The organism is Streptomyces sp. SPB162 (assembly GCF_029504575.1).
Taxonomy (GTDB): Bacteria; Actinomycetota; Actinomycetes; order Streptomycetales; family Streptomycetaceae; genus Actinacidiphila.
The window spans coordinates 1,978,958-1,999,430 of the sequence record NZ_JAQFII010000001.1 but is presented as its reverse complement, the minus strand read 5'-3'; the positions used below and the strand labels follow the sequence as shown (position 1 = coordinate 1,999,430).

Genomic DNA, 20,473 nt, shown 5'->3' with positions numbered 1-20,473 from the left:
CGCCATGAGCAAGAGTGTGGTCGTCCTCGACTACGGATTCGGCAACGTCCGCTCGGCCGAGCGGGCGCTGGCGCACGTCGGCGCCGACGTCGAGATCACCAGCGACTTCGACCGGGCCATGAACGCCGACGGGCTGCTGGTCCCCGGCGTCGGAGCGTTCGAGGCCTGCATGACCGGGCTGAAGTCGGTACGCGGTGAGTGGATCATCGGCCGGCGGCTGTCCGGCGGCCGGCCCGTGATGGGGATCTGCGTCGGCATGCAGATCCTCTTCGCACGCGGCGTGGAGCACGGCACCGAGACCGAGGGCTGCGACGAGTGGCCCGGTACGGTCGAGCCGCTGCGGGCGCCGATCGTCCCGCACATGGGCTGGAACACGGTGAAGGCGCCCGAGGACAGCCGGCAGTTCGCGGGCCTCGACGCCGACGCCCGCTTCTACTTCGTGCACTCGTACGCGGTGCGGGAGTGGGAGCTGGAGGTCACCAACCCCCACATCCGCTCCCCTAAGGTCACCTGGGCCACCCACGGCGAACCGTTCGTCGCCGCCGTGGAGAACGGCCCGCTGTGGGCGACCCAGTTCCACCCCGAGAAGTCCGGCGACGCCGGTGCCCAGCTGCTGACCAACTGGCTCGACCACCTCTAGAACCTCTAGGACGTCACTTCCTATGGCTCCCCTGGCTATGAACCGCCTCGAACTCCTTCCCGCCGTCGACGTCCGCGACGGCCAGGCCGTCCGCCTCGTCCATGGCGAGTCCGGCTCCGAGACGTCCTACGGCGACCCGCTGGCCGCCGCCCTCGCCTGGCAGCAGGCGGGCGCCGAGTGGCTGCACCTGGTGGACCTGGACGCGGCCTTCGGCACCGGTGACAACCGGGCGCGGATCGCCGAGGTCGCGAAATCCATGGACATCAAGGTCGAGCTGTCCGGCGGCATCCGCGACGACGCGTCGCTCGCCGCGGCGCTCGCCACCGGCTGCACCCGCGTCAACCTCGGCACCGCCGCCCTGGAGACGCCCGAGTGGGTCGCGAAGGTCATCGCCGAGTTCGGCGACCGCATCGCGGTCGGCCTGGACGTCCGCGGCACCACCCTGCGCGGCCGCGGCTGGACCCGCGACGGCGGCGACCTGTTCGAGACGCTCGCCCGGCTGGACTCCGAGGGGTGCGCCCGGTACGTCGTCACCGACATCGCCAAGGACGGCACCCTCCAGGGGCCCAACCTGGAACTGCTGAAGAACGTGTGCGCGGCCACCGACAAGCCGGTCGTCGCGTCCGGCGGCGTCTCGTCCCTCGACGACCTGCGCGCCATCGCCACGTTGGTACCCGAAGGTGTCGAAGGCGCCATCGTGGGCAAGGCCCTTTACGCCAAGGCATTCACCTTGGAAGAGGCGCTGGAGGCAGTTTCCCGATGACCGATTCCCCCGTAGTACGCCGCGTGCAGTCCGACCACAGCCCCTGGGAGGAGGCGATGGGCTTCGCCCGTGCCGTCGCGGCCGGGGACCGGGTCATCGTCGCCGGCACCATGCCGCTGGTCGGTGGCGTGGTGCGGGGCGAGGGCAGCCCGTACGAGCAGGCGCTGCTCGCCTTCAACAACGCGGTCGCCGCGCTGGAACCGTTCGGCCTCGGCGCCGACAGCGTCATCCGCACCCGGATGTACCTCAGCCACGCCCGGGACGCGGAGGACGTCGGCCGCGCCCACAAGGAGCTGTTCGGCGCGGTGCGGCCGGCCGCGACGATGGTCGTCGTCAACGGCTTCGTCGACTCCCGCGTGCTGGTCGAGGTCGAGGTCGAGGCGTATCGAGGAGCCCCTGAATGACCCTCGCGGTCCGAGTCATCCCCTGCCTGGACGTGGACAACGGCCGGGTCGTCAAGGGTGTCAACTTCCAGAACCTGCGCGACGCGGGCGACCCCGTCGAGATGGCCAAGCTCTATGACGCCGAGGGCGCGGACGAGCTGACGTTCCTGGACATCACCGCCTCCTCGGGCGACCGCGAGACCACCTACGACGTGGTGCGCCGCACCGCCGAGCAGGTCTTCATCCCGCTCACCGTCGGCGGCGGCGTGCGGGCCGCGGACGACGTCGACAAACTGCTGCGGGCCGGCGCGGACAAGGTGGGCGTCAACACCGCCGCCATCGCCCGCCCGGACCTCATCCGGGAGATCGCCGAGCGGTTCGGGCGGCAGGTGCTCGTGTTGTCCGTGGACGCCCGGCGGAACGCGACCGGCGGTTTCGAGGTCACCACGCACGGCGGCAGGCAGGGCACCGGCATCGACGCCGTCGAGTGGGCGCACCGCGCCGCGGAGCTGGGCGCGGGGGAGATCCTGCTGAACTCGATGGACGCCGACGGCACCAAGGACGGCTACGACCTCGACATGATCGAGGCCGTCCGCAAGCACGTCAGCGTCCCCGTCATCGCCTCCGGCGGCGCCGGCCGGCTCGCCGACTTCGCCCCCGCGGTGGCGGCCGGCGCCGACGCGGTGCTGGCGGCGTCGGTCTTCCACTTCGGGGACCTGCGCATCGGCGACGTCAAGAACGCGCTGCGCGAGGCCGGGCACCCGGTCCGCTGAGGCCGGGCCGGCGGAGGCCCGGTCCGCCGGGACCGGGCCCGCCGGTTCACCGGCCCTTGGCCAGCGCCCGCAGGTACTCGCGGTTCATCGCCGCGATGGACGGCAGCGGGATGCCCTTCGGGCACGCGGTGGCGCATTCCCCGGTGTTGGTGCAGCCGCCGAAGCCCTCGGCGTCCATGGTCCCGACCATGTCCAGGACTCGGGACTCGCGTTCGGGAGCCCCTTGTGGCAGCACGTTGAGGTGGACGACCTTGGCCGACGTGAAGAGCATCGCCGAGCCGTTGGGGCAGGCCGCCACACACGCGCCACAGCCGATGCACTCGGCGTGCTCGAACGCGGTGTCGGCGACCGGCTTGGGCACCGCGGTGGCGTGCGCCTCCGGCGCGGCGCCGGTGGGCGCGGTGATGTAGCCGCCGGAGCCGATGATGCGGTCGAAGGCGGACCGGTCCACGACGAGGTCCTTGACCACCGGGAAGGCGGCGGCGCGCCACGGCTCGACGTCGACGGTGTCGCCGTCGGCGAAGTGCCGCATGTGCAGCTGGCAGGTGGTGGTCCGCTCGGGCCCGTGCGCCCGGCCGTTGATGACCATGCCGCAGGCGCCGCAGATGCCCTCGCGGCAGTCGTGGTCGAACGCGACGGGCTCGTCGCCGGCGAGGATCAGCTCCTCGTTCAGGTGGTCCAGCATCTCCAGGAACGACATGTCGGCGGAGATGCCGGTGACGTCGTAGGTGGTCATCCGGCCCGGCTCGGCGGGGCCGGCCTGCCGCCAGATGCGCAGGGTCAGGTTCACGAGTAGCTCCGCTGGGTGGGGTGGACGTGGTCGAAGACGAGTTCCTCGCGGTGCAGCACGGGGGCGCGGCCGATGCCGGTGAACTCCCAGGCGGCGGCGTACGCGAACCTCTCGTCGTCCCGGGCGGCCTCGCCGTCCGCGGTCTGGCTCTCCTCGCGGAAGTGCCCGCCGCACGACTCGGCGCGGTGCAGGGCGTCCAGGCACATCAGCTCGGCGAGTTCCAGGTGGTCGGCGATGCGGTTGGCCTGCTCCAGCGCCTGGTTGAGGTCGGCGCCGGAGCCGGGGACCTTCACCCGGCGCCAGAACTCGTCACGCAGCTGCGGGATGCGGTCCAGCGCCTTGCGCAGCCCGGCCTCGGTGCGCGCCATGCCGCACTCGTCCCAGAGCAGCTCGCCCAGCTCGCGGTGGAACGACTCGGGGGTGCGGTCGCCGTTGACGGCGAGCAGCAGGTTGAGCCGGTCCTCGGTGTCGGCGACGGCCTCGGCGACCGCCGGGTGCGCGGGGTCCACGGTGTCCTGCGGGTGCCGGGCCAGGTAGTCGTTGAGGGTGGCCGGCAGCACGAAGTAGCCGTCGGCCAGGCCCTGCATGAGGGCGCTGGCGCCGAGCCGGTTGGCGCCGTGGTCGGAGAAGTTGGCCTCACCGATGGCGAACAGACCGGGCACCGTGGTCTGCAGGTCGTAGTCGACCCACAGGCCGCCCATCGTGTAGTGGATCGCGGGATAGATCCGCATCGGGACGGTGTAGGGGTCCTCGGCGGTGATCCGCTCGTACATCTCGAAGAGGTTGCCGTACCTCTCCTCGACGGCCTTGCGGCCCAGCCGGGCGATGGCGTTGGCGAAGTCGAGGTAGACGCCCTGGCCGCCGGGTCCGACACCGCGCCCCTCGTCGCAGACGTTCTTGGCGGCGCGCGAGGCGATGTCGCGGGGCACCAGGTTGCCGAACGCCGGGTAGATCCGCTCCAGGTAGTAGTCCCGCTCGTCCTCGGGGATCGTGTTCGGCGGGCGTTCGTCGCCGGGCTGCTTCGGGACCCAGATCCGGCCGTCGTTGCGCAGCGACTCGCTCATCAGCGTCAGCTTCGACTGGTGGTCCCCGGAGCGCGGGATGCAGGTGGGGTGGATCTGGGTGAAGCACGGGTTGGCGAAGTACGCGCCGCGCCGGTGGGCCCGCCAGATCGCCGTGGCGTTGGAGTTCTTGGCGTTGGTCGACAGGTGGAAGACGTTGCCGTAGCCGCCGGAGGCGAGCACGACCGCGTCCGCGAACCAGGTGTCGATACGGCCGGTGACCAGGTCGCGGGCGACGATGCCGCGCGCCCGGCCGTCGACCACGATCAGGTCCAGCATCTCGGTCCGCGCGTGCATCTCGACCGTGCCGGCCGCGATCTGCCGGCTGAGCGCCTGGTACGCGCCGAGCAGCAGCTGCTGGCCGGTCTGCCCGCGGGCGTAGAAGGTGCGCGAGACCTGGACGCCGCCGAACGAGCGGGTGTCGAGCAGGCCGCCGTACTCCCGGGCGAACGGGACGCCCTGCGCGACGCACTGGTCGATGATCTCCACCGACACCTGCGCCAGACGGTGCACGTTGGACTCGCGAGCGCGGAAGTCACCGCCCTTGACGGTGTCGTAGAACAGCCGCCGCACCGAGTCGCCGTCGTTGCGGTAGTTCTTCGCCGCGTTGATGCCGCCCTGCGCGGCGATGGAGTGCGCCCGGCGCGGCGAATCCTGGTAGCAGAACTGCACGACGTGGTAGCCCTGTTCGGCCAGCGTGGCGCCGGCCGCGCCGCCGGCCAGGCCGGTGCCGACCACGATGACGGTGTGCCGGCGGCGGTTGGCCGGGTTCACCAGCTTCGCCTCGAAGCGGCGGCGGTCCCAGCGCTCCTCGATCGGACCCTCGGGGGCCTTCGTGTCGACGACGGGTTCGCCGGTGGTCCAGTGCGGGTAATCGGTCATGTCAGCTCACGACTCCAGTCATGACGGCAACGGGCACGGCGATGAATCCGCAGGTCAGGAGGAGTGCCAGAACGTTGGCCACGGCTTTCAGCGCGCGGTCCCGCCGGGCGTTGTTGGCGCCGAGGGTCTGCGCCGCGCTCCAGAACCCGTGCCGGATGTGCAGGCCGAGGGCGAGCATCGCCACGATGTAGAAGACGTCGGCGTACCAGTTCCGGAAGTCCGCGACGATGTTCTCGTAGGGGTGGTGCGCCTGGCCGCGCGGATTCACCGTCAGCGTCGTCAGGTCCAGGATGTGCCAGACGAGGAAGAGCGCGAGGATCACCCCGCCCCAGCGCATGGTGCGCGTGGCGTAGCTCGCGCGCTGCCGCCGGTGGGCGTATTTCGCGGGCCTGGCCGCCCGGTCGCGCCGGCTGAGCTGGTACGCGGCGACGCCGTGCAGCACGACGGCCGCCAGCAGGCCTGCCCGGACCAGCCACAGGAACCAGCCGTGGTGCAGCACCGGCTCGCCGATGGTGCGCAGCCAGCCCGCGTAGCCGTTGAAGTCCGTGGCGCCGAAGAAGATCTTCAGATTGCCGAGCATGTGCGCGACGAGGTACAGCAGCATCGCCACCCCGGTGACGGCCATGACGGCCTTCTTCCCGACGGTGGAGCGCCAGAGCGCCGCCGCGGGGGAGGGTCGCCGTTCGGTACGTGTCGCCAGAGCCATGGGAGGGACGCTAGGCCCGGGCCGCGGCATTCGTCCAAGACATGATCCAGCTGCTTTCCATAGCCGATGTCTATGACGGGGCCTAGGCTGGACGTATGCAGCTGAACCAGCTCCAGTACTTCGCCGCCGTCGCGGACCTGCGGCACTTCACCCGCGCCGCCGAGAGCGTCCACGTGGCCCAGCCGTCGCTGTCGCAGCAGATCCGGGCGCTGGAGCGGGAGCTGGGTGCCGAGCTGTTCCACCGCGCCCGCGGCCACATCACCCTCACCGACGCGGGGGAGGCCCTGCTGCCGCTGGCCCGCCGCATCCTGGCCGACACCGAGACCGCGCGCCGCGAGGTCCAGGAGGTGGCGCAGCTGCGGCGCGGCCGGGTGCGGCTCGGGGCGCCGCCGAGCCTGTGCGCCAGCCTGGTGCCCGACGTCCTGAAGGACTTCCACCGGCGGTACCCCGGAGTCGAGCTGATGGTCCACGAGGACGGCTCGCAGGACCTCGTGCGGGTGCTGGCCGCCGGGGAGCTCGACCTCGCCCTGATCATCACCCCGCTGCCCGTCCAGGCCCCCGCCCTGGCCACCGAGGAGCTGCTGCGCGAGGAACTGGTGGTGGTCTCGGCGCCGTCCGAGCCCGCTCCGGTGCGCCGCGAGGGCCTGCGGATCGAGGAGCTGCGCGGTCGTCCGCTGGTGATGTTCCGGCGCGGCTACGACCTGCGGGAGCACACCCTCGCGGCCTGCCGCGCGGCCGGTTTCGAACCGTCCTTCTCGGTGGAGGGCGGCGAGATGGACGCGGTCCTCGGCTTCGTCCGCGCCGGGCTCGGCCCGGCCGTGGTCCCGAGCATGGTCGCGGAGCGCTCGGGCCTGCGCGTCACCCCGTTCGCACCGCCCGGCCTGCACCGCACCATCTCCATCGCCCACCGCGGCGACGTCTCCCCACCCCGCGCGGCCCGCGAACTGCGCCGCATCCTGCTGGAGGCCACGCGAGGCCGCTGACGGGCGCGCGAGGGCGGGGCGTGCGGGTGGAGCGGGCGAACGGCCCGGCTCACAGGCCGAGCTTGGCCTCGTACACCTTCGCCACCGCGGCCTTGTCGCCCTCGGTCTCGACCCGTGCCGCGTCCTGGCGGCCGAAGGCGAAGATCGTCAGCTCGGCGGGTTCGCCGGTGACCGTCACGACCGGGGTGCCCCGGTGGGCGACGGCGGTCTGGCCGTCGGGGCGGCGCAGCACCAGCCCGACAGGGGATCGGCGGCCGGCGACCCTGGCCATGCGCTCCAGGCGCTTCCACAGGGTGTCGGAGAAGACGCCGTCCAGCTCGCGGGGCGTCCAGTCCGGCTGGGCACGGCGGACGTCCTCGGCGTGGACGAAGAACTCGACGGTGTTGGCCGCCTCGTCGATCTGCTTCAGGGCGAACGGCGACATCCGCGGCGGCCCGGTCCTGATGAGCTGCACCAGCTCCTCGAACGGCTTGCGCGCGAACTCCCGCCGCACGCGCTCCATCCGGGCCGCGAGCTGCGGGATCACGATCCCGGCGGCGGCGTCGCTGCGGCGCTCACGGACGACGACGTGAGCGGCCAGATCGCGGGCGGTCCAGCCGTCGCAGAGCGTCGGGGCACCCGCCCCGGCGTTCTCCAGCAGATCGGCGAGGAGCAGACGTTCACGCTGCGCATGAGTCGACATGACGTCAGGTTAGGTCCACCCCTCGCCGCGCGGCTACGGCAGGGCCTTGCTGAGCTTCTTCCCGTCGACCTTGTTGCTGAGGGTCAGCGAGCAGGAGATCGTGTCCTTCTTCTGGATCTGGTACGTCATCAGCGACGGGTAGAGCGCGTAGTAGTAATAGGTCTTCCCGTCGGCCGGGATACGGGCGAGACGCTTCTTGGCGTCCGGCTCGCACAGCTTCAGCACCTTGGTCTGGAGCTCGGACTCGGTGGTGAAGGTGCCGGTCAGGGTCTCGTTCGCGACGACCTCGCCGTCGTGCGGGGAACTGCACGAGCGGGTCGTGACGACGGACACGCTGCTGTCCAGGCCCGGGTGGTCGAAGCACTTGCCGGGATTCAGCACGACGTACGGCACCAGGTCCGACGTCGGGGAGCTGCTGGAGGAGCCGGTGGTCGGCAGGTCGGTGGGGATGGTCAACGTCGGCAGGTCGGTCGGCAGCGTCACCGTGGGCGTCGGGAACGCGGAGGTGGACGGGGGCGAGCTGGAGCTCGTCAGCGCGTCCGGCTTCTTGTCGCCGTCCCCGCCGGAGGCCAGCACGATGCCGCCGATGATCGCCCCGACGACGACCACGGCGCCGATCGCTATCGCCGCGTTGCGCCCGTTGTTGTTGCCGGGCGGCGGCGGATAACCGCCACCCTGCGGGTAGCCGTAGCCGCCACCGGGAGGCGCCGGCGGTCCGGGAGGTCCGGGCGGGCCGTAGCCGCCCTGGCCACCCTGGCCGCCCTGCGGATACCCGTAACCGCCCTGGCCGCCTTGCGGATAGCCGTAGCCGCCGTCACCCGGCGGAGGAGGTGGTGTCGGCGGACCAAAGTTCTGCGGCGGACCGAAGCCGCCACCTTGCCCTGGTGGCGGCTGACCGTTCGGCGGAGGCGGAGGAAAACCCATGCACGAAGGATGCCCCATACGGGTGACAACGGCGAGCGACTAGGGAATCAAGCCCGGCCGAAGTGCGGTGTTCCTCACCGAACACCCCTTTTGGAATGCGCGAAACGTGATAAGTGGCGGCTGCACAATAGAGGCATGCCCGACACCCCCGCTACACCGCCTGCCTCACCGCTCGACCCGGCCGTGGCCGCCCGGCTCAAGCGCACCGCCGACGGGCTCGTGCCCGCCATCGCGCAGCAGTACGACACCGGCGAGGTGCTGATGCTCGGCTGGATGGACGACGAGGCGCTGCACCGCACCCTCACCACCGGCCGCTGCACGTACTGGAGCCGCAGCCGCGGCGAGTACTGGGTCAAGGGCGACACCTCGGGGCACGTTCAGCACGTCAAGTCCGTCGCCCTCGACTGCGACGGCGACACCCTGCTCGTCAAGGTCGACCAGACCGGCGCCGCCTGCCACACCGGCGACCGCACCTGCTTCGACGCCGACCAGCTGCCGCTGGGCCGCTGAAGCGGACGAGCGGGATCGAGCCGGCGGCCGACAGGACACGGAGCCCGGTCGAGGGGCCACTACGCTGCCGCTATGACCACCGCTACTGTCGCGCCCGACCTCGAGACGTTCCGCAAGCTGGCGCAGGACCGCCGGGTGATCCCCGTCAGCCGCAGGCTGCTGGCGGACGGCGACACCCCCGTGGGGCTGTACCGCAAACTCGCGGGCGAGCGGCCGGGGACGTTCCTGCTGGAGTCGGCGGAGAACGGCCGCTCCTGGTCCCGGTACTCCTTCGTCGGGGTGCGCAGCGCCGCGACGCTGACCGAGCGTGACGGCCGGGCGCACTGGCAGGGGACCCCGCCGGTGGGCGTGCCGACCGGCGGCGACCCGCTGGAGGCGCTGCGGGCCACGGTCGAGACGCTGCACACCCCGCGCGACCTGCACGCGGGCGGCGCGCTGCCGCCGTTCACCGGCGGGATGGTCGGCTACCTCGGCTACGACGTCGTGCGCCGCCTGGAGAAGATCGGCGACCACGGCGAGGACGAACTGCGGCTGCCCGAGCTGACGATGCTGCTCACCTCGGACCTGGCGGTGCTCGACCACTGGGACGGCAGCGTGCTGCTGATCGCGAACGCGATCAACCACAACGACCTGGACACCGGCATCGACGAGGCCTACGCCGACGCCGTCGCCCGGCTGGACGCGATGGCGGCCGACTTGGCCAGGCCCGCCGCGTCGGCGGCCGTCGAGCTGCCCGCGTCACAACTGCCGGAGTTCACCGGGCGCTGGGGTTCTGCGGCCTACCAGGCGGCCGTCGAGGACATCAAGGAGCGGATCCGGGCGGGCGAGGCGTTCCAGGTGGTGCCCTCGCAGCGGTTCGAGACCCCCTGCCCGGCGAGCGCGCTGGACGTGTACCGGGTGCTGCGGGCCACCAACCCGAGCCCGTACATGTACCTGTTCCGCTTCGACGGCTTCGACGTCGTGGGCTCCAGCCCCGAGGCGCTGGTCAAGGTCGAGGACGGCCGGGCGCTGGTGCACCCGATCGCCGGCACCCGGCCGCGCGGCGCCACCCCGCAGGAGGACGCGGCGCTCGGCGAGGAGCTGATGGCCGACCCCAAGGAGCGCGCCGAGCACTTGATGCTGGTGGACCTGGGCCGCAACGACCTGGGGCGGGTGTGCGAACCGGGCAGCGTCGAGGTCGTGGACTTCATGTCCGTCGAGCGCTACAGCCACGTCATGCACATCGTCTCGACCGTCACCGGACGGGTCGCCGAGGGCCGTACCGCCTTCGACGTGCTGACCGCCTGCTTCCCGGCCGGCACGCTCTCGGGCGCCCCCAAGCCGCGCGCGATGCAGATCATCGACGAGCTGGAGCCGGTCCGCCGCGGCCTGTACGGCGGTTGCGTCGGCTATCTGGACTTCGCCGGCGACTCCGACACCGCGATCGCCATCCGCACCGCGCTGCTGCGCGACGGCACGGCGTACGTCCAGGCGGGCGCCGGCGTCGTCGCCGACTCGGACCCCGTCGCCGAGGACACCGAGTGCCGCAACAAGGCGGCGGCGGTGCTGCGCGCGGTGGCGACCGCGAACCGGCTGCACACGGACGCGTGAAGGCGGGGCGGCCCGCACCGGGCCGCCCCGCCGTTCCGCACGGAGCGTCAGCCGGTGAAGGCCGAGGTGCCGTTCGGGGTACCGAGTCCCGTCGGGCCGTCGTAGCCGGCCTTGGCGGTGCACAGGTACGAGCCCGAGCAGCTGCCGTTGGAGCCGCTGACCACGTCGTTGAGCGCGGAGGTGTGGGCGTACGGGAACGAGGTCGGGTACGAACCGGACGACGGGGCGCCCGCGATGGCGTACACGCCCGCGATGATCGGCGCCGAGGCGCTGGTGCCACCGAAGGTGTAGTACCCGGCGGTGATCCCGAAGGAGTCGTAGATCGCGACGCCGGTGGCCGGGTCGGCGACCGCGGAGACGTCGGAGATGGTCCGCTTGGCGCAGCCGGTGTCCTTCTGCCAGGACTGCTTGGCGTCGTAGGCGGAGCAGCCGGAGCCGGTGCCCTCGGTGCTGTTCGTGGACCAGACCGTCTCGGTCCAGCCGCGGGTGTTGGACGCGGTCTTCAGGGCGGTGCCGCCGACCGACGTCACGTACTTGGAGGCGGCCGGGTACTCGGCGCCGTAGGCGGAGTCACCGGCGCTGACCGTGATGGCCACGCCCGGGTGGTTGAAGTAGCTGCTGTCGTAGGACGCGTCGGAGGAGGACTCCCCGCCGCCGTAGCTGTTCGAGACGTACTTCGCGCCCAGGGTCACCGCGCGGTTCACCGCGGTGCCGAGGTTGGTCATGGACGGGGTCTTGGCCTCGACGAGCAGGATCTTGCACTTGGGGCAGATCGCGCTGGCCATGTCGAGGTCGAGCGATATCTCCTCGGACCAGCCGGCGTCGGAGGTGGGCAGCGCGGTGGTGCTGCCGGTCTGGCTGACCTTCTTGAAGCAGCCGTTGGCCGTGGTGCAGGCCGGCAGTCCGTAGTGCGCGCGGTAGACGGCGAGGTCCGACTCGGCGTTGGGGTCGTCGTACGCGTCGACGATCGCGATCGTCCGCCCGGCGCCGTTCGCCGCCGCCGCGGAGGTCAGTCCGTACGCCTTCTGAAGGTCACTGGGGCCGTAACCTGTGGGGGTGGCGGCGGCCGCGTTCGGCGTGATCGTCGTGCCTCGGACGTTGGTGGTGTGCACGGTGCCGCTGGTGACGCGGAGCGCCTTGCAGGCCATCTCGCCCGCCTTGGGCACCGCGCAGGCCCGCGCGGTGTGGACGGGCTGGTCCGCGCTGAGCGCCGCGTTCGCGGCGGTCCGCGCGACCGGCTGCGCGTCGGCGGTGGGGGCGATGGCGAAGCCCGCCAGAGCCAGTCCCGCGACGGCGGTGAGGGAGAGTCCGGCGCGCCGAAGCGACGCCGGGGAGAGGGTTGTGCGCAACGTACTGCCTCCTGTGGCTGTGAACCGGGGGCTGTGCGGGGGGAGTCGACCCGCCGTCGCGAGGGTGCTCGCGAGGGGGATCGGCCGCGAACGTATGGGTGACGAGCACACGTCAACAAGACGGCAGACGGACTCTCTACCTCCGCTTTGCTTTCGGTAGTGATCACATGGGCGAAAAGTTGCTCACTCATGGCCTGGTCGGCGCATGAAATCGACTCGTGGTGATCTGTCCGTGAACGGTCCCCCGCCTGTGCCGCTCGTGGGCCGACGCGCGATAGTGGTCTACGTGACTGCCGTGCCCCCGCCCCGCCCCGCTGACGAATCCGCGACCACCGCGAGCCCCACCGCGACCGCCCCGGACCCCGCCGTGACCCCCTCGGCCGCCCCCGTGCCCGCCCCGGACCCGGCCGCCGACCCCGTGGTGACGGGGCCGCCGCGGCGCGCCCGCGCCGCGGGCCGCCGCAGCCTGGCCCTCGCGCTGCTGTTCGGCGTCGCCGGCGCCGCCCTCACCCTCCTCGCGGCGAGCAAGACCTGGGCGCACGGGACCGCCAGGTACGCAGAGGGCTCCCTACCGCTCGCGGTCTCCGGCGGCGACGTCACCGGCGTGCCCGGCGCGCTCGCCCTCGTCGGCCTCGCCGCCCTCGTCGCCGTGTTCGCCGTCCGCGGTGTCACCCGCTCCGTGGTCTCGGGCCTGCTCGTGATGTGCGGCGCGGGCATCGTCACCACCTCCCTCACGGAAGGTCCCGGCTCCGCCCTGGGCGCGGCCGCCAAGGCCGTCACGACGCTCACCAGTACGACCGTCGTCGGTGAGAGTTCCACCACATGGCCTTGGGCCGCCGCCGCCGGGGGAGCGCTGCTGCTCGCGGCAGGGGTGCTCGCCGTGCTGCGCGGCCGCCACTGGCCGGGGATGTCCAACCGCTACGACCGGGACGGGGCCACCGGCCTGCCGTCCCGGAAGCCACAGCGCGTCGCCGCGGACCCCGAACGCCCCGAGGAACTGTGGAAGGCCCTCGACCGCGGCGAGGACCCGACCGGGCGCTGACCCCCGCTCCTGCCGCGCCGTACCCCCGTGCGTGAGGCGCTGCCGGAACGCGCAAGAATGGTCGAGGAAAACTTCCCCGACCGAGAACATATGGGAGCACTCATGGCGGGCAACAACCACGGCCACACCCCTGCCGCCTGGACCGGCGTCATAATCGCGTTCATCGGATTCTGCGTCTCGGGTGCCTTCATGGTGATGGCCGAGCCGCTCGGCTTCTGGGCGGGCCTGGTCGTGGTCCTGCTCGGCGGCGTCGTCGGCCTCGTGATGCGGACGATGGGCCTGGGCCAGCCGCGGAAGCCCGCCCACAGCTGACCTCCGACCATCACGGTCACGGAGCGGCGCACAACGGCACGCGACGGCACGCGACGGCACGACACAGGGCGCGGCCCCGGCTGGTCCGGGGCTGCGCCCTCGTGCGTCCCGGGGCACAATCAGGCACGTGACCGACAAGCTGACCGCCGCGCCGCAGCCGACGACCGGTACCGCCGCGCCGCACCGCGAGCCGCGGTCCGCGGCCGAGCCGGAGGCCGACGCCCGGTCGTGGTCCGGCCCCCGCTCGTGGCCCGCTCCCGAGCCCGCGCCGCCCGCCGGCCGGCTGCGGCGGGCCGCCGTACCGCTCGGGGTGCTCGCGGGAGTCGTCGCCGCGTTCGCTTACGTCGGTACCGTCGACCCGAACACCCCCGGCCACTACCCGGTCTGCCCGCTGCTGCGGTACTCCGGGATCTACTGCCCCGGCTGCGGCGGGCTGCGCAGCGCCCACGCGTTCGCGCACGGAGACCTCGGTGCGGCCCTCGGTCTGAACGCACTGGCCGTGGCCGGATATGTGCTCTTCGCCGTGGTCTGGACGGTGTGGCTGTCGCGGACGCTGCGCGGCCGCGCGTTCACGATCCGGCTGCATCCCGCGTACTGGTGGGCGATCGGCGCGGTGGTGCTGTTCTTCGGCGTGGCCCGGAACCTGCCGTTCGGATCGGCCCTCGCTCCGTAGACCCGCCTCGCCGCGGTCCCCCGGACGGAGCAGCGGCATTTGTCCAGGTAGTGGGACCGCGATCGACCGGATGCGCGCCCTCCGCCCTCGGCCGGATACCATCAGTGAGCCGGAGCGAGCATTAACTGGCTTGATCGTCCCGGTGTACGGACCGTGCTCCACCACCCAGCCCGGAAGGGGACCGCTCGCGTGAGTGTGCTCGACGAGATCATCGACGGAGTCCGCGCCGACCTCGCCGACCGGCAGGCCCAGGTCTCCATCGACGAGCTCAGGGAGCTGGCCGGCAAGGCACGCGAAGCGATGGACGGAGTCGCCGCCCTGCGCGGTGACAGCGTCAAGGTCATCTGCGAGGTCAAGCGCTCCAGCCCCTCCAAGGGCGCGCTGGCCGCCATCGCCGACCCGGCGGGACTCGCCGCCGACTACGAGGCGGGCGGCGCCGCGGTCATCAGCGTCCTCACGGAGCAGCGCAAGTTCGGCGGCTCGCTCGCCGACCTGGAAGCGGTCCGCGCCAAGGTCGACATCCCGGTCCTCCGCAAGGACTTCATCGTCACCGCGTACCAGCTGTGGGAGGCGCGCGCCTACGGTGCCGACCTCGCCCTGCTGATCGTCGCCGCCCTGGAGCAGGACGCGCTGGTCTCGCTCATCGAGCGTGCCACCTCGATCGGGCTCACCCCGATCGTCGAGGTGCACGACGAGGAGGAGGTCGCCCGCGCGGTCGACGCCGGCGCCCGGATCATCGGCGTCAACGCCCGGAACCTCAAGACCCTCGAGGTCGACCGCGGCAACTTCGCGCGGATCGCCCCCGAGATCCCGGACGAGATCGTGAAGATCGCCGAGTCCGGGGTCCGCGGCCCGCACGACCTCATCGCGTACGCCAACGACGGCGCCGACGCGGTCCTGGTCGGAGAGTCCCTGGTGACCGGCAAGGACCCGCGGGCGGCCGTCGCCGACCTCGTGGCCGCCGGCGCCCACCCCGCCCTCCGGTTCGGACGGAACTGACCGCATGTCCATCGCGACCCGCCTCGCCCCCGGCTGCCGCCCCCGCGGCTGCCGCGCGCCTGCGCGTCGCGTGCTCGGCCGGCGCGTACGGTACGTGATCGGCGGCGAGCCCGGACAGGTCAACGGAATGCGATGGCGTCGCGGCTGAGCCGCGACACCTCCATCAGCCACCGCATTTCACTGTCAGGGGACTCCTGTGTCTGCCATGCCCGAATTCTTCATTCCCGACCCCGAGGGCCGGATCCCGACCGCCGAGGGCTACTTCGGCGCGTTCGGCGGCAAGTTCATCCCGGAGGCGCTGGTCGCCGCCGTGGACGAGGTCGCCGCCGAGTATGAGAAGGCCAAGGCCGATCCGGCCTTCGCCGCCGAGCTGAACGACCTGATGGTCAACTACACCGGCCGGCCGAGCGCGCTCACCGAGGTCGCGCGGTTCGCCGAGCACGCGGGCGGCGCCCGAGTGTTCCTCAAGCGCGAGGACCTCAACCACACCGGTTCACACAAGATCAACAACGTGTTGGGCCAGGCGCTGCTCACCAAGCGGATGGGCAAGACCCGCGTCATCGCCGAGACCGGAGCCGGCCAGCACGGCGTCGCCACCGCCACCGCGTGCGCGCTCTTCGGCCTCGAGTGCACCATCTACATGGGCGAGGTCGACACCCAGCGCCAGGCGCTGAACGTCGCCCGCATGCGCATGCTCGGCGCCGAGGTCGTGTCGGTAAAGTCCGGCAGCCGCACGCTCAAGGACGCCATCAACGAGGCGTTCCGCGACTGGGTCGCCAACGTCGACCGCACCCACTACCTCTTCGGCACGGTCGCGGGGCCGCACCCCTTCCCGGCGCTGGTCCGCGACTTCCACCGGGTCATCGGCGTCGAGGCCCGCCGGCAGATCCTGGAGCGCACCGGACGGCTCCCGGATGCCGCCATCGCCTGCGTCGGCGGCGGATCGAACGCCATCGGGCTCTTCCACGCGTTCCTCCCCGACGCGGACGTACGCCTCGTCGGCTGCGAACCCGCGGGGCACGGAGTGGAGACCGGCGAGCACGCCGCCACCCTCAGCCAGGGCGAGCCCGGCATCCTGCACGGCTCCCGCTCCTATGTCCTGCAGAACGACGAGGGGCAGATCACCGAGCCCTACTCGATCTCGGCGGGACTGGACTACCCGGGCGTCGGCCCGGAGCACTCCTACCTCAAGGACAGCGGCCGCGCCGAGTACCGCGCGGTCACCGACGACCACGCGATGCAGGCGCTGCGCCTCCTGTCGCGGACCGAGGGCATCATCCCCGCGATCGAGAGCGCGCACGCCCTCGCCGGGGCGCTGGAGATCGGCCGCGAGCTGGGCCCGGACGCCCTGCTCCTGGTGAACCTCTCCGGCCGCGGCGACAAGGACATGGACACCGCGGCCCGCTACTTCGGTCTGTACGAGAACGGGAACGAGCAGGGGGAAGCCAAGTGAGCGGCAACATCGAGCTGTTGAACGGCGTCCTGGCCGCGGCGAAGGCCGAGAACCGGGCCGCGCTGGTCGGCTACCTCCCGGCCGGATTCCCCTCGGTCGACGGCGGTATCGCGGCCGTCAAGGCCATGTTCGAAGGCGGCTGCGACGTCGTCGAGGTCGGCCTGCCGCACAGCGACCCGGTGCTCGACGGACCGGTCATCCAGACCGCCGACGACATCGCGCTGCGCGGCGGCGTCCGGATCAAGGACGTGCTGCGCACCGTCCGCGAGGCGCACGCCGCCACCGGGGCGCCGGTGCTGGTGATGACGTACTGGAACCCGGTCGACCGGTACGGCACCGAGCGGTTCGCCGCCGACCTCGCCGAGGCGGGCGGCGCCGGCTGCATCCTGCCGGACCTGCCGGTCGAGGAGTCCGAGGTGTGGCGCAAGGCCGCCGAGCTGCACGGGCTGGCCACCGTCTTCGTGGTCGCGCCGAGCAGCCGCGACGAACGGCTCGCCAAGATCACCGCGGTGGGCACCGGCTTCGTCTACGCGGCGTCGCTGATGGGCGTCACCGGCACCCGGGTGAGCGTCGGCGCGCAGGCGGCCGACCTCGTACGGCGCACCCGCGCCACCACCGAACTGCCGGTCTGCGTCGGCCTGGGCGTCTCCAACCCCGAGCAGGCCGCCGAGGTCGCCGCCTTCGCGGACGGCGTCATCGTCGGCTCCGCGTTCGTCAAGCGGCTCCTCGATGCACCGGACCTGGAAACGGGCCTGGACGGGGTGCGCGAGCTCGCGACCGCGCTCGCGGCGGGCGTACGCAGCCGCGCGTAGCCGCCTGCCCTCGGGCCGGGCGGGCCGAACAGCCCGCCCGGCCCGAGGTGCGCACCCGGAGCCCGAACCCGGGGCGTGGTCCCCGGCCCGGCCTCCCTCGTTCGGGCGAATCCCGCGGTCCACCGCGCCGTCGCGCCTCCCCCGTTCGTTGTCCAGGGGTGTGAGCCAGAAGAACCGTGAGGGTAAGCGCACCGCCCGTGAGGCGATGTACGAACAGCGCGAGAAGGACAAGGCGCGCGAGAAACGCAAGAGGACGTGGATCGTCGGCGGCGCCGTCATCGTCGTCCTGGCGATTGCGGGGACGATCGCCGCGGTCGTCGCCAACCACAAGAGCGAACCGGACAAGCCGCTGGCGTCCCCCAAGGGCGCGACCGGCAAGGACAACCTCGTCATCCCGACCGGCGCGGCCGACGCGCCGTCGACGCTGACCGTCTACGAGGACTTCCGCTGCCCCGGCTGCGGCATGTTCGAGAAGACCTTCCGCGACACCGTGCACTCCCTGGAGGACAGCGGCGCGCTGAAGACCGAGTACCACCTCGTGACGATCATCGACGGCAATATGGGCGGGACCGGATCGCTGAACGCGGGCAACGCCGCCGTCTGCGCCCAGGACGCCGGGAAGTTCCGGGCGTTCCACGACGTCCTCTACGAGAACCAGCCCGACGAGCGGGAGGACAAGTTCGGGGACAAGGCGTACCTGCTGGAGCTCGCCGGCAAGGTGCCGGGGCTGAAGACCGACACCTTCACCGCGTGTGTGAACAACGGCACGTACGACGGCTGGATCAAGAAGTCGGCCGCCGCCTTCAGCTCCTCCGGGTTCAGCTCCACGCCGACCGTCCTGCTCAACGGCAAGAGCGTCTACGGAAACCAGTCCGACCCACTGACCCCGGCCAAGCTCAAGCAGCAGGTCGCGGCAGCCAACAAGGGCAAGAAGGCGGGCACGGTCACGCCCACCCCCACCTCCTGACGGAAGGCCGTTACGCGTCCGTAGCCGGGCTGGGTGCCACTGCGCCCGCCCGGCACGGTAGCGTCGGCCCTGCTATGGAGAACCTCGCTTTCATTCCCAGTCCGTCCAGCGGTGTGGTGTACCTCGGACCCATTCCGCTCCGCGGCTACGCGTTCTGCATCATCATCGGCGTCTTCGTAGCCGTCTGGCTCGGAAACAAGCGGTGGGTGGCCCGCGGCGGCCAGAAGGGGACCGTCGCGGACATCGCCGTGTGGGCGGTGCCCTTCGGACTCGTCGGCGGCCGGCTCTACCACGTCATCACCGACTACGAGCTGTACTTCGGTGAGGGCCGGAACTGGGTCAACGCGTTCAAGATCTGGGAGGGCGGCCTCGGCATCTGGGGCGCGATCGCGCTCGGCGCGGTCGGCGCCTGGATCGGCTGCCACCGCCGGGGCATCCCGCTGCCGGCCTGGGCGGACGCCCTCGCACCGGGCATCGCCCTGGCGCAGGCCTGCGGCCGCTGGGGCAACTGGTTCAACCAGGAGCTCTACGGGCGCGCCACCGACCTGCCGTGGGGGCTGAAGATCAGCGCCACCGACCAGCACCCGGCGGGCACCTACCACCCGACGTTCCTGTACGAGTCGCTGTGGTGCGTCGGTGTAGCGCTGCTGGTGATCTGGGCGGACCGCAGGTTCGGCCTGGGACACGGCCGCGCGTTCGCGCTGTACGTCGCGTCCTACTGTGTGGGCCGCTTCTGGATCGAGTACATGCGGGTCGACGACGCGCACCACGTGCTGGGCCTGCGGCTGAACTGCTGGACCGCGGTCGTCGTCTTCATCGGCGCGGTGGTCGGCATGGTGGTGTCGGCGAAGCGGCACCCGGGCGTCGAGACGAACGTGGAGCCGGCAGCGGCCGGCGCCGACGTGAGCCTGGACAAGGACTCCGCCGGCGGGGACGCCGAGGACGTCGCGGCCTCCGGCAGCACCAGGTCCGGCGCGAAGGACGCGCCCGAGGCCAAGGACACGTCCGGCGCGGAGAAGGACAGTGCGAAGAACGATGGCGCGGAGGCGTCCAAATCCTCCTGATCCTCCCCGTTCCTCCCGCGGCCGCCGACTCTCCCGAGTCCGGCGGCCGCGGTGTTTTCGCAGCTAGGGCAGCCTTTCCTAGCTGGAATGCGACGGAATTCGCGCGTACCTTCGGGATGTTCGCAGGGAGGGAACCGGGGCGAGTGCCCCGGTCGGAGGGAGCAGCGCCATCATGTCGTCGGCCGTCGAGACCGAAGAGAAGCCCGCGCCGTACCACGTCGCGCACCACACGCACCGCGACGTCAGCGGTGGCTGGCTGCGGCCCGCGGTGTTCGGGGCGATGGACGGTCTGGTCTCGAACCTCGCGCTGATGACCGGTGTCGCCGGCGGCGACGTCGACACGAAGGTGATCGTGGTCACCGGTCTCGCCGGGCTGGCGGCAGGCGCGTTCTCGATGGCGGCGGGGGAGTACACCTCGGTGGCCTCGCAGCGCGAGCTGGTCGAGGCGGAGCTGGACATCGAACGGCTGGAACTGAGCCGGCACCCCAAGGACGAGCTGCGGGAGCTCGCCGCGCTCTACGTCTCGCGCGGTGTGGAGCCCGAGCTGGCGATGGAGGTCGCCCGGCAGTTGTCGGCCGACCCCGAGCAGGCACTGGAGATACACGCCCGCGAGGAACTGGGCATCGACCCGGCCGACCTGCCGTCCCCGTTGGTGGCGGCCGGCTCCTCGTTCGTGTCCTTCGCGCTCGGCGCGCTGCTGCCCGTGCTGCCGTACCTGCTGGGTGCCACCGCGCTGTGGCCCGCGCTGGTACTGGCGCTGATCGGGCTGTTCGGCTGCGGCGCCGCGGTGGCGCGGGTCACGGCCCGCTCCTGGTGGTTCAGCGGAATCCGGCAGCTCCTGTTGGGCGGAGCGGCTGCCGGGGTTACCTTCGTATTGGGTTCATTCATCGGTACCGCCGTCGGCTGAGCCAGGTGATCGAGGCCACAAGCCTCCTGTTGTTTCTCCCTCGTTTCAGGAGCCGCGCCAACGGGCATCAGACCGTGGCGCCGGGTGGGATCCGCCTCGGGCGACTCTGTAACGACATGGTCCGTAAGTGCTGCGTACTGCCTGCATACACCGCGCCTTGTCCACATGATGGAACTGAGTATCCGCTTCTCGAACACTCGGTCATCAT

22 protein-coding genes are annotated in these 20,473 nt (G+C 71.7%); 16 read left to right on the top strand and 6 right to left on the bottom strand.

Annotated elements, in window-relative coordinates; all coding sequences use genetic code 11:
• The first annotated feature begins 4 nt into the window (after positions 1-4).
• From hisH to hisF, 4 genes are read left to right on the top strand one after another with little or no spacing between them, the layout of a single operon-like run.
• Positions 5-640, top strand: a complete 636-nt coding sequence (hisH, locus tag M2266_RS09240) for an imidazole glycerol phosphate synthase subunit HisH (protein WP_269279261.1) — start codon at positions 5-7, stop codon at positions 638-640.
• 37 nt (positions 641-677) lie between these two features.
• On the top strand, positions 678-1,403 hold the full coding sequence (gene priA, locus M2266_RS09235) for a bifunctional 1-(5-phosphoribosyl)-5-((5-phosphoribosylamino)methylideneamino)imidazole-4-carboxamide isomerase/phosphoribosylanthranilate isomerase PriA (RefSeq protein ID WP_277441122.1): 726 nt from the start codon (positions 678-680) through the stop codon (positions 1,401-1,403).
• A complete protein-coding gene (locus tag M2266_RS09230; RefSeq protein WP_277437733.1) occupies positions 1,400-1,807 on the top strand; it encodes a Rid family hydrolase in 408 nt (135 codons plus the stop codon). The genes priA and M2266_RS09230 overlap by 4 nt, the downstream gene beginning before the upstream one ends.
• Complete coding sequence (hisF, locus tag M2266_RS09225; protein WP_277437732.1) at positions 1,804-2,559, top strand: imidazole glycerol phosphate synthase subunit HisF; 756 nt, start codon at positions 1,804-1,806, stop codon at positions 2,557-2,559. Before M2266_RS09230 ends, hisF begins: the two co-directional genes overlap by 4 nt.
• Positions 2,560-2,605: 46 nt before the next feature.
• Here the strand turns inward: hisF and M2266_RS09220 are convergent, their stop codons facing one another.
• From M2266_RS09220 to M2266_RS09210, 3 genes are read right to left on the bottom strand one after another with little or no spacing between them, the layout of a single operon-like run.
• Positions 2,606-3,349, bottom strand: coding sequence for a succinate dehydrogenase/fumarate reductase iron-sulfur subunit (locus tag M2266_RS09220; RefSeq protein ID WP_277437731.1), 744 nt, complete (start codon positions 3,347-3,349; stop codon positions 2,606-2,608).
• The gene (locus M2266_RS09215) at positions 3,346-5,292 is read right to left on the bottom strand and encodes a fumarate reductase/succinate dehydrogenase flavoprotein subunit (RefSeq protein WP_277437730.1); all 1,947 of its coding nucleotides are present in this window, start codon (positions 5,290-5,292) and stop codon (positions 3,346-3,348) included. The genes M2266_RS09220 and M2266_RS09215 overlap by 4 nt, the downstream gene beginning before the upstream one ends.
• Before the next feature lies 1 nt (position 5,293).
• On the bottom strand, positions 5,294-5,998 hold the full coding sequence (locus M2266_RS09210; RefSeq protein ID WP_277437729.1) for a succinate dehydrogenase cytochrome b subunit: 705 nt from the start codon (positions 5,996-5,998) through the stop codon (positions 5,294-5,296).
• A 95-nt stretch (positions 5,999-6,093) separates the two neighbouring features.
• On the opposite strand from M2266_RS09210, the gene M2266_RS09205 reads away from it, so the two are divergent.
• Positions 6,094-6,981 carry a LysR substrate-binding domain-containing protein gene (locus tag M2266_RS09205; protein ID WP_277437728.1) on the top strand — a complete coding sequence of 296 codons (888 nt, stop codon included), beginning with the start codon at positions 6,094-6,096 and terminating at the stop codon, positions 6,979-6,981.
• Positions 6,982-7,030: 49 nt separating this feature from the next.
• Here the strand turns inward: M2266_RS09205 and M2266_RS09200 are convergent, their stop codons facing one another.
• Together M2266_RS09200 and M2266_RS09195 are read right to left on the bottom strand one after the other, a co-directional pair.
• Positions 7,031-7,663: a TIGR03085 family metal-binding protein gene (locus M2266_RS09200; protein ID WP_277437727.1), complete on the bottom strand. Its 633-nt coding sequence runs from the start codon at positions 7,661-7,663 to the stop codon at positions 7,031-7,033.
• A gap of 33 nt (positions 7,664-7,696) precedes the next feature.
• Positions 7,697-8,587 (bottom strand): hypothetical protein, encoded by an 891-nt coding sequence (locus M2266_RS09195; protein ID WP_277437726.1) that lies wholly within the window; start codon positions 8,585-8,587, stop codon positions 7,697-7,699.
• 135 nt (positions 8,588-8,722) lie between these two features.
• On the opposite strand from M2266_RS09195, the gene hisI reads away from it, so the two are divergent.
• Together hisI and M2266_RS09185 are read left to right on the top strand one after the other, a co-directional pair.
• Positions 8,723-9,097 (top strand): phosphoribosyl-AMP cyclohydrolase, encoded by a 375-nt coding sequence (gene hisI / locus M2266_RS09190; RefSeq protein ID WP_277437725.1) that lies wholly within the window; start codon positions 8,723-8,725, stop codon positions 9,095-9,097.
• Positions 9,098-9,169: 72 nt separating this feature from the next.
• Positions 9,170-10,687 (top strand): anthranilate synthase component I, encoded by a 1,518-nt coding sequence (locus M2266_RS09185; protein WP_277437724.1) that lies wholly within the window; start codon positions 9,170-9,172, stop codon positions 10,685-10,687.
• A gap of 47 nt (positions 10,688-10,734) precedes the next feature.
• On the opposite strand, the gene M2266_RS09180 is transcribed toward M2266_RS09185, so the two are convergent.
• Entirely contained in the window at positions 10,735-12,036 is a 1,302-nt protein-coding gene (locus tag M2266_RS09180; RefSeq protein WP_277437723.1) for a peptidase S8, read from the bottom strand.
• 286 nt (positions 12,037-12,322) lie between these two features.
• On the opposite strand from M2266_RS09180, the gene M2266_RS09175 reads away from it, so the two are divergent.
• The 9 genes from M2266_RS09175 to M2266_RS09135 all read left to right on the top strand — a co-directional run bounded on the left by M2266_RS09175 (position 12,323) and on the right by M2266_RS09135 (position 20,265).
• Positions 12,323-13,078, top strand: coding sequence for a TIGR02234 family membrane protein (locus M2266_RS09175; protein WP_277437722.1), 756 nt, complete (start codon positions 12,323-12,325; stop codon positions 13,076-13,078).
• 102 nt (positions 13,079-13,180) lie between these two features.
• A complete protein-coding gene (locus tag M2266_RS09170) occupies positions 13,181-13,390 on the top strand; it encodes an HGxxPAAW family protein (RefSeq protein WP_277441121.1) in 210 nt (69 codons plus the stop codon).
• 283 nt (positions 13,391-13,673) lie between these two features.
• Complete coding sequence (locus M2266_RS09165) at positions 13,674-14,063, top strand: DUF2752 domain-containing protein (RefSeq protein ID WP_346780943.1); 390 nt, start codon at positions 13,674-13,676, stop codon at positions 14,061-14,063.
• 189 nt (positions 14,064-14,252) lie between these two features.
• The gene (trpC, locus tag M2266_RS09160; protein WP_277437721.1) at positions 14,253-15,062 is read left to right on the top strand and encodes an indole-3-glycerol phosphate synthase TrpC; all 810 of its coding nucleotides are present in this window, start codon (positions 14,253-14,255) and stop codon (positions 15,060-15,062) included.
• 205 nt (positions 15,063-15,267) lie between these two features.
• Complete coding sequence (gene trpB, locus M2266_RS09155; RefSeq protein ID WP_277437720.1) at positions 15,268-16,515, top strand: tryptophan synthase subunit beta; 1,248 nt, start codon at positions 15,268-15,270, stop codon at positions 16,513-16,515.
• Positions 16,512-17,327 carry a tryptophan synthase subunit alpha gene (gene trpA, locus M2266_RS09150; RefSeq protein ID WP_277437719.1) on the top strand — a complete coding sequence of 272 codons (816 nt, stop codon included), beginning with the start codon at positions 16,512-16,514 and terminating at the stop codon, positions 17,325-17,327. Before trpB ends, trpA begins: the two co-directional genes overlap by 4 nt.
• 160 nt (positions 17,328-17,487) lie before the next feature.
• Positions 17,488-18,294, top strand: coding sequence for a thioredoxin domain-containing protein (locus M2266_RS09145; protein ID WP_277437718.1), 807 nt, complete (start codon positions 17,488-17,490; stop codon positions 18,292-18,294).
• A gap of 74 nt (positions 18,295-18,368) precedes the next feature.
• On the top strand, positions 18,369-19,358 hold the full coding sequence (gene lgt / locus M2266_RS09140) for a prolipoprotein diacylglyceryl transferase (protein WP_277437717.1): 990 nt from the start codon (positions 18,369-18,371) through the stop codon (positions 19,356-19,358).
• A gap of 172 nt (positions 19,359-19,530) precedes the next feature.
• Positions 19,531-20,265, top strand: a complete 735-nt coding sequence (locus M2266_RS09135; RefSeq protein ID WP_277437716.1) for a VIT1/CCC1 transporter family protein — start codon at positions 19,531-19,533, stop codon at positions 20,263-20,265.
• Positions 20,266-20,473 lie beyond the last annotated feature (208 nt).